The sequence below is a fragment of the Micromonospora sp. U21 genome (assembly GCF_018070045.1).
Classification (GTDB): Bacteria; Actinomycetota; Actinomycetes; order Mycobacteriales; family Micromonosporaceae; genus Micromonospora.
In genome coordinates, this window is record NZ_JAGPYK010000001.1 from 535,135 (window position 1) to 550,360 (window position 15,226).

Annotated in this window: 10 protein-coding genes; 7 read left to right on the forward strand and 3 right to left on the reverse strand. The window is 74.3% G+C overall.

Features of this window, described 5'->3' with window-relative positions; all coding sequences use genetic code 11:
• Window positions 1-2: 2 nt before the first annotated feature.
• On the forward strand, window positions 3-1,172 hold the full coding sequence (locus KBX63_RS02565; protein WP_210907490.1) for an anhydro-N-acetylmuramic acid kinase: 1,170 nt from the start codon (window positions 3-5) through the stop codon (window positions 1,170-1,172).
• A gap of 139 nt (window positions 1,173-1,311) precedes the next feature.
• Entirely contained in the window at window positions 1,312-3,258 is a 1,947-nt protein-coding gene (dxs, locus tag KBX63_RS02570) for a 1-deoxy-D-xylulose-5-phosphate synthase (protein ID WP_210907492.1), read from the forward strand.
• An 80-nt stretch (window positions 3,259-3,338) separates the two neighbouring features.
• Here dxs and KBX63_RS02575 read toward each other — a convergent pair whose 3' ends face one another.
• Window positions 3,339-4,532, reverse strand: coding sequence for a hypothetical protein (locus KBX63_RS02575; protein ID WP_210907494.1), 1,194 nt, complete (start codon window positions 4,530-4,532; stop codon window positions 3,339-3,341).
• 401 nt (window positions 4,533-4,933) lie between these two features.
• On the opposite strand from KBX63_RS02575, the gene KBX63_RS02580 reads away from it, so the two are divergent.
• Window positions 4,934-6,712 carry a hypothetical protein gene (locus tag KBX63_RS02580; protein ID WP_210907667.1) on the forward strand — a complete coding sequence of 593 codons (1,779 nt, stop codon included), beginning with the start codon at window positions 4,934-4,936 and terminating at the stop codon, window positions 6,710-6,712.
• Window positions 6,712-8,517 carry a hypothetical protein gene (locus KBX63_RS02585; protein WP_210907502.1) on the forward strand — a complete coding sequence of 602 codons (1,806 nt, stop codon included), beginning with the start codon at window positions 6,712-6,714 and terminating at the stop codon, window positions 8,515-8,517. Before KBX63_RS02580 ends, KBX63_RS02585 begins: the two co-directional genes overlap by 1 nt.
• Before the next feature lie 27 nt (window positions 8,518-8,544).
• Here KBX63_RS02585 and KBX63_RS02590 read toward each other — a convergent pair whose 3' ends face one another.
• Window positions 8,545-10,434 carry a hypothetical protein gene (locus tag KBX63_RS02590; RefSeq protein WP_374102178.1) on the reverse strand — a complete coding sequence of 630 codons (1,890 nt, stop codon included), beginning with the start codon at window positions 10,432-10,434 and terminating at the stop codon, window positions 8,545-8,547.
• Window positions 10,435-10,563: 129 nt separating this feature from the next.
• Between KBX63_RS02590 and KBX63_RS02595 the strand changes: the two genes are divergently transcribed.
• Both KBX63_RS02595 and KBX63_RS02600 read left to right on the forward strand, forming a co-directional pair.
• Complete coding sequence (locus KBX63_RS02595; RefSeq protein ID WP_210907504.1) at window positions 10,564-11,844, forward strand: PQQ-binding-like beta-propeller repeat protein; 1,281 nt, start codon at window positions 10,564-10,566, stop codon at window positions 11,842-11,844.
• Entirely contained in the window at window positions 11,841-13,130 is a 1,290-nt protein-coding gene (locus KBX63_RS02600) for a PQQ-binding-like beta-propeller repeat protein (RefSeq protein WP_210907506.1), read from the forward strand. The genes KBX63_RS02595 and KBX63_RS02600 overlap by 4 nt, the downstream gene beginning before the upstream one ends.
• Here the strand turns inward: KBX63_RS02600 and KBX63_RS02605 are convergent, their stop codons facing one another.
• The gene (locus KBX63_RS02605; RefSeq protein WP_210907508.1) at window positions 13,131-14,363 is read right to left on the reverse strand and encodes a peptidase C39 family protein; all 1,233 of its coding nucleotides are present in this window, start codon (window positions 14,361-14,363) and stop codon (window positions 13,131-13,133) included.
• 139 nt (window positions 14,364-14,502) lie between these two features.
• On the opposite strand from KBX63_RS02605, the gene KBX63_RS02610 reads away from it, so the two are divergent.
• Window positions 14,503-15,171 (forward strand): response regulator transcription factor, encoded by a 669-nt coding sequence (locus KBX63_RS02610; RefSeq protein WP_210907671.1) that lies wholly within the window; start codon window positions 14,503-14,505, stop codon window positions 15,169-15,171.
• The last annotated feature ends 55 nt before the right edge of the window (window positions 15,172-15,226 follow it).

Sequence of the window (15,226 nt, forward strand, 5' to 3'; positions counted from 1 at the left end):
TCATGCGGATTGTTGGATTGATGTCGGGGACGTCGTACGACGGGGTGGACGTCGTGGCGGCGGAGTTCACGGCCGAGGGGGACACCCTGTGGCTGCGCCCGCTGGGGCACCGCGGCCTGGACTACGACGAGCGGCTGCGCGCCGAGATCGCCGCGCTGCTGCCGCCGGCGGCCACCACCGTCGAGGCGGTCTGCCGGCTCGACAACCGCCTGGGCGAGGTCTTCGCCGAGGCGGCGGCCGTCGGCCTGGAGCTGGCCGGCGGGCGGGCCGACGCCGTGGTCTCACCGGGGCAGACGGTCTTCCACTGGGTCGCCGACGGGGTGGCCCTCGGCACCCTGCAACTGGGCGCGGTGGCCCGGGTGGCCGCCCGGGTCGGCGTACCGGTGCTCAGCGACCTCCGCTCGGCGGACATCGCCCTCGGCGGGCAGGGCGCGCCGCTGGTGCCGGCCTTCGACGCGTTGCTGCTGGACCCGGCCGACGGCGCCGCCGCGCCGCGCGCGGCGCTGAACCTCGGCGGCATCGCCAACATCACCGTGGTCGCGCCGGGGGCACCGGTGCTCGGGTACGACGTGGGCCCGGCCAACGCCCTGCTGGACGCGGCGGCCCGGCGCTTCCTGGACCGGCCGTGTGACCTCGACGGCGCCCGGGCGGCGGCCGGACGGGTGCACCAGCGGCTGCTCGCCAATCTGCTGGCCGAGCCGTACTACGCGGCGCCGCCGCCGAAGTCCACCGGCAAGGAGCTGTTCCACGCCGGCTACCTGGACGGCCGGCTGGCCGCCCTCGGTGAGCCGCTGCCGGTGGACGACCTGCTGGCCACGCTCACCGAGCTGACCGCCCGGGTGGTGGCCGCCGAGTGTGACCGGCACGACGTGGTCGAGGTGGTCGCCGCCGGCGGTGGTGTGCGCAACTCCACCCTGCTGGGCCGGCTCGCCGCGCTGGGCGCCGGCCGGTGGCGGCTGCGCGGCACCGACGAGCTGGGCGTGCCCGCGCAGGCCAAGGAGGCGTACGCCTTCGCGCTGCTCGGCTGGCTGTCCTGGCACGGCCTGCCCGGGGCGCTCCCGTCGGTGACCGGCGCCACCCGGGGCGCGGTGCTCGGCTCCTGGACCCCGGCCGGGCCGGCGTATCCCGGCACGCCGGCCGAACCGCCACGCCGGCTGCGGATCCGCTCCTGACCAGGCACTCGGCCGGTCGCCGGTGGCCCGACCGAACGGCGTCTGACCGGGCGCTCAGCCGACGGGTGCGGGCCCGGTCCGGGCGTGCGGTGCGCGGGCCGGGCTGCGGAGTACCGGAGGGCCGATAGACTCTGCGGTCATGAGTGTTGAAGAGGACACGGCCAACCACGGCCGGCTGCTGGGGACGGTGCGCGGTCCGCAGGACGTCAAGCGGATGTCCGTCGAGGAACTGGACGTCCTCGCCGCCGAGATCCGGGACTTCCTGATCGCCAAGGTCTCCCGCACCGGCGGGCACGTCGGGCCCAACCTCGGTGTGGTCGAGCTGACGCTGGCCATGCACCGCGTCTTCGACTCGCCCCGTGACCGGCTCCTGTTCGACACCGGCCACCAGGCGTACGTACACAAGATCGTCACCGGGCGCCAGGCCGGCTTCGACAAGCTTCGCCAGCGTGGTGGCCTCTCCGGCTACCCCAGCCAGGCGGAGAGCGAGCACGACCTGATCGAGAACTCGCACGCCTCCACCGCGCTCTCCTACGCCGACGGCCTGGCCAAGGCGTACGCCCTGCGGGGCGAGGCGCGCAGCGTGGTGGCCGTGGTCGGCGACGGCGCGCTCACCGGCGGCATGTGCTGGGAGGCGTTGAACAACATCGCCACCGCCGGCAACTCGCTGGTCATCGTGGTCAACGACAACGGCCGGTCCTACTCGCCCACCATCGGCGGCCTCGCCGACCACCTTTCCTCGCTGCGGCTCAACCCGGGCTACGAGAAGGTCCTCGACACGGTCAAGGACGCCCTCGGCTCCACCCCGCTGGTCGGCAAGCCGATGTACGAGGTGCTGCACGCGGTCAAGAAGGGCATCAAGGACGCGGTCGCCCCGCAGGCCATGTTCGAGGACCTCGGCATCAAGTACGTCGGCCCGGTGGACGGGCACGACGTGGCGGCGGTCGAGTCGGCGCTGCGCGCGGCGAAGAACTTCGGCGGCCCGGTGATCGTGCACGCGGTCACCCGCAAGGGCTACGGCTACCGCCCGGCCGAGGAGGACGAGGCGGACTGCCTGCACGGCCCCGGCAGCGCCTTCGACGTGGAGACCGGCGCGCTGCTGGCCGCCCCCTCGGTGAAGTGGACCCACGTCTTCGCCGACGAGCTGCTGGCCGTCGCCGACGAGCGGCCGGACGTGGTGGGCATCACCGCCGCGATGGCGGAGCCGACCGGCATCGCCAAGCTGGCCCGCAAGTACCCCGAGCGGGTGTACGACGTGGGCATCGCCGAGCAGCACGCGGCCACCTCGGCGGCCGGGCTGGCGCTGGGCGGCCTGCACCCGGTGGTCGCGGTCTACGCCACGTTCCTCAACCGTGCCTTCGACCAGGTCCTGTTGGATGTGGCGATGCACAAGCTGCCGGTGACCTTCGTGCTGGACCGGGCGGGCATCACCGGCCCGGACGGCCCCAGCCACTACGGCATCTGGGACATGTCGGTCTTCGGGGTGGTGCCCGGGCTGCGGATCGCCGCCCCCCGGGACGCCGCCACGCTGCGCGAGGAGCTGCGCGAGGCGGTGGCCGTCAACGACGGTCCGACCGTCGTGCGTTTCCCGACCGGAGCGGTCGCCGCGGACCTGCCGGCACTGCGCCGGGTCGGCCCGGTCGACGTGCTGGCCGAGTCGGCGCGCACCGACGTGCTGCTGGTCGCCGTCGGCTCCTTCGGGCAGCTGGGCATGGAGGTGGCCGCACGGGTCGCCGAGCAGGGCTACGGCGTCACCGTGGTCGACCCCCGGTGGGTACGCCCGGTCCCGGCCGAGCTGGTCGAGCTGGCCGCCGGCCACCGGTTGGTGGTCAGCGTCGAGGACGGCGTCCGGGTCGGCGGGGTGGGCGACGCGCTCGGCCAGGCGATGCGCGACGCCGACGTCCGGGTGCCGCTCAAGGACCTGGGCGTACCGGCCGACTGGCACCCGCACGGCACCCGCGCCCAGATCCTCGCCGACCTGGGCCTGACCGCGCAGGACGTGGCCCGGAACGTCACCGGTTGGATCTCCGGCCTGGACGCCACCCCGGACCGCCTGACCCCCACCAACGTTCCAGCTCAGAATTGACCCACGGAAAACGACGACGGGCGGTCCCCTCCGGGACCGCCCGTCGTCGTTTTCCGTGCGCCGCGGGACGACGGTGCGGGTTAGCGGGGGGTTACGGAGCGGTAGTGGGTCTTGTCGGTGTTGGCCAGGCTGAAGGTCTGGCTGCGGGAGGGCTCGGGGATGACCACCAGGCCGGGGCGCTCGACCAGCAGCGGGGTGCCCGGCGGGACGGAGAGCGAGCTGTCCCGGGTGGCCCGCCAGCTGAGCACCACCAGCGGCTGGCCGGGCACCGGCAGCTGGTACGACTGCAACGGGGTGGCGCGGTCGGCCGGTGAGACCACCGGGGCGCTCCCGTCCGCCGGTCGGTAGACCACCGCGGTCATCGTGCCGGCGTCGGTGGCCCAACTGAGCTGCTGCAACTCGGCCGGCTCGCCGCCGCCGAGGGCGACCTCGCCGAGCGAGCGGACCGTGAGCTTCGCCATCGGCCAGGACGTCGGCACCGACCGCGGCGCGTCCCGGTCGCCGATCCGGCGCGGGATGCTGCCGAAGGGGCCCCGGTCGCCGGCCAGCATGCAGGTGTCCAGGCCGGTGAGCGCCCGCCGGCCCGTGCCGGACTCGTCGCGTACCAGCGGATAACGCGGGTCGGCGGTGCCGGTGCCCAGGTCGAGCAGCCGGTCGGCGGCCCGCCCCCGGGGCAGCGACTCGGTGGCCCGCAGGGTCGCGGTCACCGGGACCGCGGTGCAGGCCGGCACGTCGACCGGCGCGCTGAGGCCGTCGGCGACGGTCAGCGCCCGGCCGTGCGGCCCGAGCAGCCGCTGCACCCGGGCGGAGACCAGGTAGCGCCGGCCGTCGGCGGTCTGGACCGGCAGCACGTCGGAGTAGACCAGGTAACCGGGGTCGGTGTACTCGGTGGCGCGGGTGACCGCGTACCGGTCACCGTCGCGGGTGAGTTGTAGCAGCCAGGAGGCGCTCTCGCCGGGCACGTCCGCGGCGACCAGCGCCACCGGGGTGCCGTCGACGCGGCCGGAGAAGAGAATCCCGGACGAGGGCAGGTGCGCCCGGTCGTCGGCCGGTGACCGCCAGTCGCGTACCGCGTCGGTGACCGCTGCCGTCGCGGTGGCGTCGCCGGACAGGTCGCCCCGGGGTGGCCACACCGTCAGCGAGCCGTCCAGGCTGTCGTACCCGGCCCGCAGGTCCGTTGGCTTGCGGTCCGCGACCGGACCGCACGCCGTAGCGGCCAGCAGGACGGTCAGCAGGACGGTGAGCGCCCTGCCGTGCCGGCGGTCCGGAGTCACCTGATCCGCCCCCGATCGCCTCGTCGTCGCTGTGGGAAAGCGCCATAGTACGAGATGTCCGACGCAACACCTCCGGTGGCCGTCGATTCATCCACCACATTGGACGGCACCGGGACTTTAGTACCTTTTCGTCGCTCGGGTAGACTCCGCCGACTGTGACGCCTGCCGAGTCCCGCGCCCTGTCCGCGCCGCACCGGGAGGCGGAGGCGGGCCTCGACGAGACAGTGAGCCATCGCACTCCGAGGGCCGTTCCGGTCGATCCGGCCGGCGTTTCCGTCGGCTCCGCCGCTCCCGTCGCGCCCGCCAGGGCTCCCGGCCTCGCCGAGTCCGCGTTCGCCGGGCCGGTCGCACCGACGGCCGCGCCCGCCGAGGCCGGGACGGACGAGGAAGCGGAATCCGCAGTGGAGGCGCCGGCCAGGACACGGCGACGTTGGTGGACCGGGTGGACCCGGCGGCGACAGAACCTGGCCGTGGGCGGGCTGTTCCTGCTCGCCGCGGTCTGGGTGACCAGCCGGATCTGGCTGGACCCCGCCGGCCGGGTGGCTTCGCTCTACACCGGCGACCCGGCCCAGGTGCAGTTCTTCCTCGCCCACTCGGTACGCGTGGTGCTGCACGGCGAGTACCCGTTCTACACCGAGCAGTTCAACTACCCCGACGGCGTCAACCTGATGGCCAACACGGCGGTGCTGGCGCTGGGCATCCCGATGGTGCCGGTGACCCTGCTCTTCGGGCCGGCGGTGTCCTTCGTGGTGCTGGTCACGCTCGGTCTCGCCGGCACCGCCATGGCCTGGTACACCGTGCTCTCCCGGCACCTGGTTCGCACGCCGCTCGCCGCGGCCGTCGGTGGCTGGTTCTGCGGGTTCTCCCCGGCGATGCTCTCGCACGCCAGCTGGCACCCGAACATCATCAGCCAGTTCCTGCTGCCGTTCATCGTCTGGCGGGTCCTGGTGCTCACCCGGTCCCACCGGCCGGTGCGCGACGGGGCGCTGCTGGCGTTGCTGGTCACCGCGCAGGCGTTCGTCAACGAGGAGATCCTGCTCTTCACCGCGATGGCCTGCGGGGTCTTCCTGCTCGCGGTGCTCGTCCAGGAGCCGGCCCGCTGGTCGGCGACGTGGCGACCGCTGGCCGCCGGCCTGGCGACCTGCGCGCTGCTGGCCGGGGCGCTGCTGGCGTACCCGCTGTACGTGCAGTTCGCCGGGCCCATGGCGTACCACGGTCTCAGCGACGCGGTGCAGGACTACGGCAACGACATCGCCGCCTTCTTCGCTCCCGGCTCGCCCACCCTCGGCGGCAACCAGCGGGCCAACATCAACCTGGCGCCGAACTACTCCGAGGAGAACGCCTTCTTCGGCTGGAGCCTGTCGTTGCTCGCCGTCGGCGTCGTGGTCTGGCTGCGGCGTGACCTGATCGTCCGGGCGCTCGCGGCGACCGGTGGGTTCTTCGCCGTGCTCTCCCTCGGCGAGCGGATCTCCTGGTGGGACCGCGAGCTGGTCACCGGGCCCTGGCAGTGGTTGGTCCACCTGCCGCTGCTGGATGCGGTGGTGCCGACCCGGTTCGGTCTGATCACCAGCGTGGTGATCGGACTGCTGATGGCGGTCGCCGTCGAACGGGCCTGGGCGCTGCGCCGGGCCGACCGGCGCACCGTGCGGAAGTTCGTCGTCGCCGGCCTGGCGTTCGCGCTGCTGCCGATCGCCCCGATGCCGCTGCGGATGGTGTCCCGGCCGCCGGTGCCGGAGTTCATCACCGCCGACCGCTGGCGGGCGTACGTCGGCCCGGACCAGACGCTGGTGCCGGTTCCGGTGCCCAGCATGGGCAACACCCACGGCATGCGCTGGGCGGCGGCCACCAACCTCGACTTCAAGATCCCCGGCGGCTACTTCCTCGCGCCCCGCAACGGCAACACCGGTGACCCGGGCCGGTTCGGCGGTCGACCGAGCGGGGTGGGTCAGCTGCTGGAGGAGGTGGCGACCACCGGCCGGACGCCCAAGCTGGACGACCGGCAGCGCCGCCGCTTCATGGACGAGCTGCGGCACTGGCGGGCGGCGATCATGGTGCTGCCGGTCCGGCAGCACAACGCCGAACCGCTGCGGCGGACCGTCGAGGAGCTGGTCGGCCCCGGCCATCAGGAGCTGGACGTCTGGGTGTGGGACGTCCGGACGCTGACCGACCGATCGGTCTGATGACCACCGGGACGGCGTCCTCGGCGACGGCAGACCCGGCGACGGCGGCCCCGGCGCGGGCACGCCGGTCCCGGCCCGCCTGGCTGCCGGACGTCCTGGTGGTGGCCGGTTACCTGGGGCTGGCCGTGCTGCTGACCAGCGGGCAGTGGCGTCACTCCGGGCGGCTCTTCCATCAGGCGGGCGACCAGGTCCTGTTCGAGTGGATGCTGGCCCACGCGGCCCGCTCCGTGGTGGAGGGGGAGAACCCGCTCTTCAGCACCGCGTTGAACGCGCCGGACGGCGTGAACCTGATGGCGAACACCTCGGTCCTCGGCCTGGGTGTCCCGCTGGCCCCGTTCACCCTGCTCTTCGGCTCGCAGGCGGCGTTCTGCGTGGCGGTCGTCTGCTGCCTCGCCGGCACCGCCACGGCCTGGTACGCGCTGCTGCGCCGCCGGCTGGTCACCGCCCGGTCCGCGGCGGCGGTCGGCGGGCTGATCTGCGGCTTCGCCCCCGGCATGATCGCCCAGGCGGGCGCGCACCTGCACATGGCCGCCCAGTTCCTGGTGCCCGCGATCCTCGCCCTGGTGTTCCGGCCCGGGCCGGGGCCCGGCGGGGTGTGGCGGCCCGGCGTCGGCCTCGGGCTGCTGCTCGTCTGGCAGGTCTTCATCGGCGAGGAGGTGCTGGTCTTTCTGGCGCTCGCCGCCGGGGTGTTCGCGCTGGGCTACGCGCTCGCCGACCGGGCGGCGGCCCGGAGGCTCGCGCCGGCCCTGCTCGGCCGGCTCGCGGTGGCTGCCGTCGTGGCGGCGGTGCTGCTGGCGTACCCGATGTGGTTCCAGTTCCACGGCCCGCAGCACTACTCCGGGATGGCCTTCGCCGCGCACGGCTTCCAACTGGACGCCGCGTCGTTCACCGCGTCGGCCCGGCAGACCGTGCTCGGCGACGACTGGCTGCCGGGGCTGCTCTCGCCGAACCCGACCGAGGAGAACTCATTCTTCGGTCCGGGGCTGCTGGTGCTCGCCGTGGTGGTGGTGATCTGGTTGTGGCGACGGCCGCTGGTCCGCGCGCTGGCCGGCTGCGGGCTGGTCTTCGCCCTGCTCTCGCTCGGCACCGAGCTGCGGGTGGACGGCACGGCCACCGGCATCCCCGGGCCGTACCGGCTGGTCGCCGGGCTGCCGTTGCTCGACCTCGCGGTCCCGGCGCGGTTCGCGCTGGTCTGCGTGCCGGTGCTGGGCGTGCTGATGGCGCTCTCCCTGGACCGGGTCCGGGCGGCACGTCGGCCGCCGGCCGCACCCGGGCTGCCGGTGCGGCTGCTGTGGACCGGCGCGGTGGCCGCCGCACTGCTGCCCCTGGTCCCGACGCCGATCCGGGCCGTTCCCGTCGCGCCGGTGCCGGAGTTCGTCGCCGACGGCGGATGGCGCCCGCTGGTGCCGCCCGGCCGGACCGTGGTCGCGGTTCCCCCGGTCACCGGTGCCGCGTTGAGCCCGGTGATGCTCTGGTCCGCCCGCACCGGGCTGGCGTTCCGCGCGCCCGGCGGGTACTTCATCGGCCCGACCGGCCCGGACGACCCGACGGCGCGCTGGGGCGCCCCGGACCGGCCCACCGCCGCGCTGCTGCGCCGGGTGGCCGAGACCGGCGCGGTGCCGGTGCTCACCGACACCGACCGACGCCAGGCGGTCGAGGATCTGCGGCACTGGCGGGCCGCGCTGGTGGTGCTCGGCCGACTGGCGCACGGCGATCCCGTCCGCCGGACCGTCGAGGAACTGCTCGGGCCGGGCCGGCCCGTCGACGGCGGATGGGTGTGGGACGTCCGGGACCGCGTCGGCTGACCAGCCGGCCGGTGGCACAGCGGCCGACTAGCCCACCAGCGTGCGGACGTCCCAGACCCAGACGTCGTCGACTCGCTGCGGCGGCCCGATCAGGGCGGTGACCAGCTCGCGCAGCACCGCCTCGCGCGGATGCGCCCCGAGCACCACCACCGACGCCCGCCAGAACCGCAGGTCCTCCACGGCCTGGCGGCGATTCTCGTCGGTGAGCGTGGGGACCGCGCCCGCGTCCATCGTGGAGTAGATGAGGCTGCTGGTCGGCCGGTTCGGTGCGCCGAAGACTCCCTCGCCCACCTCGTTCGGGCCGATGAAGTAGCCGCCCGGGACGGGGAACTCCTGCCCGGTCAGCGCGCTCCAGCGCAGCGTCGGCAGACCGTGCACGTTGCTCGGGATCGGCACCGGCACCAGCGTCCGTCCCGCCGGCACGTACGGCCGCCAGCCGCCGGCGGTGATGAAGTGCGGCGGCGGGTCCACCGGCTGGGCCGGCAGCGGCCGGGGGAGGAGCGGCAGCAGGGCGAGGGCGACCGCCGCGTACCCCACCGGGCGCAACCACCGCCGGCGCGACGCGACCGGCGCGGGCGCGTCGCCGGGCGTCGCCGGGGTCGGCTCACCGGCACGGGGGGCCGGCACCCGGACCCGGTCGGCCACCGGGCGGCCCTGGCGGGACGCCGCGTCCCAGGTCAGCGCGAGCAGCACGCCCACCGCGGCGGTCACCACCAGGGTCAGCCGGGTCGGCATCATCATCTCGACCAGCGGCAGGTCGTCCGGCACGTACGACCACGGGCCGCGCACCCCGGTCTCCACGCCGTCGAAGCGCACCCGTGGCCCGATCGAGGCCACGGTGAAGACCACGATCAGCACCGCGACGATCCGGGCGGCCAGCGACCGGCGCACGAGCAGCACCAGGGCCACCACCGAGAGCAGCACCAGCGGCCAGCCGAACCAGGTGTTCTGCTCGGTCAGCCCGATCGTCTGCTCCACCGCCGGGTCACCGGCCCAGGTGTCCCGGGCGAAGGTGACGAAAGCGACCAGGTCCTCGCCCCAGTTGTGGAAGACGCCGCCCTGCAGGCCGCGGTAGGACTGCGGCCCGTTGAACTGGAACCAGATCGGGTACGCGGCGAGCAGCAGCGCCAGCCCGCCGGCGACGCCCAGCCCGGCCAGGAACGGCCCCGCCGCGGCGCGCGCCGCGGCCGGCCTCTGCACGATGTACGCCAGCACGACGACCAGGCAGGCCAGCGCGGTGAGCAGCAGCATCTCCTCGTTGATGAAGATCTGGTACGCCACCAGCGCCCCGAGCACCAGCCCGTTGCGCCGCCACCGGCCCGGCTCGCCCAGCCGCAGCACCCGCAGCACGATCAGCGGCAGCAGAAAGTTGGACACGAAATTGGGCTGGCCGTTGGCGTGGTGGATGATCCCCGGCGCGAAGCCGAGGAAGGCGCCACCGACGAAGGCCGCCGCCCGGGAGCGCACCAGGTGTCGGGAGAGCACCCAGTACCCGGTGCCGGCGGTGGCCGCCAACGCCCCGCCCAGGTAGAGCGCGTACATCACCTGCGGGCCGAGCAGCATGGTCAGCGGGGCCAGCGGCAGGGTCACCCCGAGCAGCGAGGTGTTGGCCATCATGTTCACGCCGTCCGGGGCGTTCTGCCGCGCCGTGAACAGCGGGTTCTCCAGGTGCCGCAGCGAGTACGCGCCGTGCGCGAACAGCCACTCGAACCAGCTGTGGTCGGTGGGCAGGTGCGAGGACACCCGGGACTGCACGTCCCCCCAGTAGTTGAGGCAGACGAACACGCCCAGCACCACATAGGCTCCGAGGGCCAACAGGTCGGCGCGGGCGGGGCGGCGTCGAGACCGTCGTGTCGGCTCGACCTCGGCCGGGTCGGCGTCGGTCAGGGAATTCAGCGAAGGGTCTACCACCGGCACGGCCACGACGCGCCATCGTACAGGCGAGGATGCGTCGCTTTTGCCGGGCCGGTACGCCCAACGGTCGGTTTGCCGGCCTGCTGGCCCGTCGGCCTGCTGGCCGGGGGACGCGGGACGGAAGGACGGTCGTTGTCGTCGATCATCGAGCTGGGCGAGGTCCGGGACGAGCAGGCGTCGGTGCCGCCGACCCGTCGGCCGCGCGTCGCCGGCCGCCCGCTGCGCTGCGCGGCGGTGCTGCTGCTGGCGCTGGTCGTGCTGGCCGGTGCGACACCGGCGCCGCAGCGGACGGTGACCGTGGTACCGGCCTCGTCGGACGCCCAGTCGTACCTAGCCGAGGACGGCGTCTTCGTCGTCGACCCCGCGACACCCACCGGCGACCGGTACCTGACCGCGTACGCCCTGCCGTCGCCGACGGGCGACGCCGTACGGCGCCGGTGGCAGGCACCGCTCGCCGGCGTCGCCGACTACCTCGACGTCCGGGCCGAGCGGGGGCTGGTGCTGCTGATCGGTGTCAGCGCCGCGGTCGGAGTTGTTCAGACCACCGCCCTCGACGCCGCCACGGGGCAGCAGCGCTGGCAACTCCAGGGTGTCGCCGAGTGGACGACCGACGGCGGTCTGTTGCTGATGAGCGGCCTGGCGGACGGTCCGGGCTCGGTGCGCCGGGTGGCGCCCGACACCGGCCGGGCGGGCTGGTCGGTGCCCGTTCCGCCGCCCGGGGAGCCCGGCTATCACCGGGGCACGGGCGGGGTCGACGAGTTCGTGCTCGTCCAGCCGACCGGCGAGGTGCAGGTGCACGATGCCGGCACCGGCCGGCTGGTGCGCAGCGTCGACACACTGCCCGGCGACCGGTCGGCGGCTCAGCGGGTGGAGGTCGTGGGCGACGTGTTGCTACTCGTCTCGCCCGGCAGCACCCAGGTGGTCGCCTACGGCCTGCCGGGGTTGGATCCTCTGTGGACGGCCGAGGTGCCGCTGGTGGCCTATGCGGTCGACTGCGATGACCTGCTCTGCCTGGTTCAGCAGACCGGTGGGATGCAGGTCCTCGACCCGGCCACCGGCATGCTGCGCTGGTCGAATCCGGACCACGACACGCTGGCCGACGTCCGGCACGACCGGTTGCTGGTGCTCGGGCCCGACCAGCGGTACGCGGTGCGGGATGCGGCGACCGGGCGGGTGCGGACCGATCTTGGCCGGTGGGACCTGGCTCCGGTGCTGCGGCGCGACGGTCCACTGATCGGGATGCGGCCCGGTGCCGGCGGCCGGCTGGTCGTCGCCGAGCTGGACCTGGCCGCCGGCCGGCCGCGGATCCTGGACGTGCTGCCCGGCGTGGTGGGCGGCTGTCAGGCAGCCCCGCCGATCCTGCTCTGCCGCCGCCTCGACGGCCGGACCGCGCTGTGGCGGTTGCGACGATGACCGGCCCGTTCATCGACCTCGGTGAGCTGCGGCACGAGCCGGAGCCCGCCACGCTGCCCCGCCCACCCCGCGCGAACGGCCGGCCGCTGCGCTGCGCGCTGGTCCTGCTCTTCGTGCTGGTCGCCCTCGGCTCCGCCGCCGCGCCGCCGCCCCGGCGGGCTGTCGTGACGCTGCCGGCCATGCTCGGGGCCGATGTGGTGGACCTGGGGGACCTGTTCCTGGTCATCGACCCGGTCACCCCCCAGACGCCGCAGCGGCGGCTGGCCGCCTTCCGGCTGCCCGGCGGTGAGCCGGTCTGGAAGGTGCCGTTGCCTACGGAGGGCCGGTACTGGGGAGTCGCGTCGGCGGCCGGGATGCTGCTGGTCACCGGGCACGAGATCGGCCCGGACCGCCAGGGCACGCTGACCGTGGTGCTGGACCGGGCGACCGGGGCGTACCGGTGGCAGCAGCCGGGCAGCCCCGTCGAGCTGGCCGACGGGAACCTGCTGTTCCAGTCCGGCGGCGAGAACGAGTCGGTCAGCCTGCGCGCGGTTGATCCATGCTGTGGCACCGTGCGCTGGCAGCTACCCACCACCTCCGACTACACCATCTACGGCGGTACCGGGCGCGGGGTGGAGCGGGTGGTCGTCAACCAGGTGGACGGGCCGGTCGAGGTACGTGACGCGACCACCGGTGCGGTGCTGGCCCGCGCCGACCTGCGCCCACCCGGCGGCGGGCCGTTCGGTTCCGTGCAGGTGGTGAACGACCTGCTTCTCATCATCGGCGAGGCACCGGTTGCGGTCACCGCGTACGGGCTGTACCGGCTGGACCGGCGCTGGAGCAGCACAGCCGGCCGGATCGATTTCGTGTCGGACTGCGGCCCCGTCCTGTGTCTGCAGACCCGTTCCAACGGGCTGCGGGCGGTCGACCCCGCGACCGGCCGGGAGCTCTGGAGCAGCGCGCGTTGGGGGTGGGTCTGGCCAGTCGACGGTCGGCTGATGGCCACCACGTTGAGCAGCGCCGGCCCCGGGGCGGAGCAACTGGTCGTGCTCGATCCGCCGACCGGTCGCGTGCTGGCCGAACTGGGCCGTTGGGAGCTGGCCGGGTCCGATCCCGGGGGTCCGATGATCGGGCTACGCCGGCATCCCGGTGGCGGGCTGCTCGTCGCCGAGCTCAATGTCCGTGCCGGCACGGTGCGGACGCTGGACGTGCTGTCGGACGCGAACGGGGAGTGCCAGGCTAGCCCGGGTCGGCTGCTGTGTCGCCGGGTCGACGGCTCGTACGGGCTGTGGCAGTTGCCCGACTGATCACCAGTTGGCCTGGGCGGGCGGCGGGGGCAGCGGCACCGACGCCGGCCGCAGCACGTACGCCACCCCACCGCTGCCCCGCTGCCAGGCCACCTCGAACCGCTGCCGGGGCACGGTACGGCGTACCGCGTCGTCGTCCGGCGCGTACGGGTCGTTGAGCACCGGGTCACCGTCGGCGGTGAAGCCGACCAGCACCATCAGGTGGCCTCTGGTGTCGTACGCCAGCCCCGGCACCTCGTCGGCTCGAAACGCGGCGGAGACGATCAACGGGATGCCGGCGGCGATGAACGCCTCCGCCTCGGCCAGCGACCGCAGCCGGGTGACGAACGCGTCCACCCCGTGCAGGCCCGCGTACGCGGTGTTGAACGGCCAGTTGCCGGCCCCGGCGTACCCGTGGTCGTAGCAGTGCCGGGCGGCGTGCACCACCACCGGGCGCGGGCCGGGCGGCTCCACCCAGGCGTAGCGCTCCGGCGCGGGCTCGACGCCCCAGTAGGCGAGCACCATCGAGGTGCAGGTCGGGCTGCACCAGGAGTCGCCGCCGCCACCCCACTGCGGGTGCTGGCCCGTGTGCAGCCGCTGCGAGTAGCGGGGCACGTCCAGCACCCTCCCGCGGCCGGCGCCGGTCGGCAGCTCCGGGACCGGACGGGCACCGGTCGGCGGCTCCGCGGCCGGACCGGCGGCGGGCGGTCCGTCCGCCGCACCTCCCGGCCCGCCGGCCGGGTCGGTCGGCATCTGGCCGGTGGCGACCGCGCCGATGCTGCGCAGCACCGGGCCGGCCGGGCTGCCCGGCGGCCGGAACAGGGTCACCCGGGCCTGCCAACCGGTGACCGCCGCCCCGGCCACCATCAGCGTGTCGGTGTCGACCCGAGCGTCGCCGTCCCGCTGCCCGGGCACCGAGGTGCGCCGCACCGCGTGGTCGTCGGCCGCCCAGCGGGCCAGCAGGTACCAACCGGTGCTGGGTGCGTCGCCGTGCCAGCCGCGCAGCTCGACCTCGATCCAGCAGCCGTCCGGGGTGTCGGCGGTCCAGGACGGCACCACCTCGGCGACCGGGAAACCGACCCGCACCGGTGGTGACGTCCAGCTGCCCCGGGCCACCGACTGGTCCGCGCCGTCCGGAGTCAGCCCCCGCTCGGTGGCGCGCAGGCCGTCGTCGCTGCCGGCCGTCCGGTCCGTCGGCAGGTGGAAGCCCCGGTAGGCGATGTCCCGCAGGGCAGGTGGTGCCGCGATGGTCATGACAGGTCCGTCCGTCGCTCGGTGCCGGAAGCATCGCGTACGCCGGGATGGTCCGCAACGCCGGCCGGCGCGGGCGGCGAGGGACGATGGTTTGCCGGCCGGCACTAGGTTGTCGGTGGTCAGCAGCGAGGAGGCCGGGATGCGGGTACTGGTGGTGGAGGACGAGCGCAACCTCGCCGACGCGATCGCGCGCGGGTTGCGCAAGCGGGGGATGGCGGTCGACGTGGCCTACGACGGTGACGCCGGCCACGAGGCGGCGTTCGTCACCCGGTACGACGTGGTCGTGCTGGACCGCGACCTGCCCGGCGTGCACGGCGACCAGATCTGCGCCGACCTGGCCGCCTCCGGCGCGCTCACCCGGGTGCTGATGCTGACCGCGAGTGGCACGGTGGCCGACCGGGTGGAGGGGTTGCAGCTCGGCGCCGACGACTACCTGCCCAAGCCGTTCGCCTTCGACGAGCTGGTCGCCCGGGTGCAGGCGCTGGGCCGGCGGGCCACCCCGGCCGCGCCCCCGGTGCTGGAGCTGGCCGACCTGGTGCTCGACCCGGCCCGCCGGGTCGCCACCCGGGCCGGCGTGCCGGTCGACCTGACCAACAAGGAGTTCGGGGTGCTCAGCGAGCTGCTCAAGGCGCGCGGCGCGGTGGTCTCCAGCGAGGAGCTGCTGGAACGGGTCTGGGACGCCAACACGGACCCGTTCACCACCATCGTCCGGGTCACCGTGATGACGCTGCGCAGGAAGCTCGGTGATCCACCGCTGATCGAGACGGTGGTCGGCGCGGGTTACCGCACCGCCGAGGTGATGCTGTGAGCGCGAGGAGTGAGCCGGGTTTGCGAGCCCCGCAGTCGCGAACGGAGGTTGCGCT

Excerpts from the sequence above, each read along its gene's own strand:
- KBX63_RS02565 (WP_210907490.1), top strand. The coding sequence starts at position 3 with ATGCGGATTGTTGGATTGATGTCGGGGACGTCGTACGACGGGGTGGAC.
- KBX63_RS02600 (WP_210907506.1), top strand. The coding sequence starts at position 11,841 with ATGACCGGCCCGTTCATCGACCTCGGTGAGCTGCGGCACGAGCCGGAG.
- KBX63_RS02610 (WP_210907671.1), top strand. The coding sequence starts at position 14,503 with ATGCGGGTACTGGTGGTGGAGGACGAGCGCAACCTCGCCGACGCGATC.
- KBX63_RS02605 (WP_210907508.1), bottom strand. The coding sequence starts at position 14,363 with ATGACCATCGCGGCACCACCTGCCCTGCGGGACATCGCCTACCGGGGC.
- KBX63_RS02585 (WP_210907502.1), top strand. The coding sequence starts at position 6,712 with ATGACCACCGGGACGGCGTCCTCGGCGACGGCAGACCCGGCGACGGCG.
- dxs (WP_210907492.1), top strand. The coding sequence starts at position 1,312 with ATGAGTGTTGAAGAGGACACGGCCAACCACGGCCGGCTGCTGGGGACG.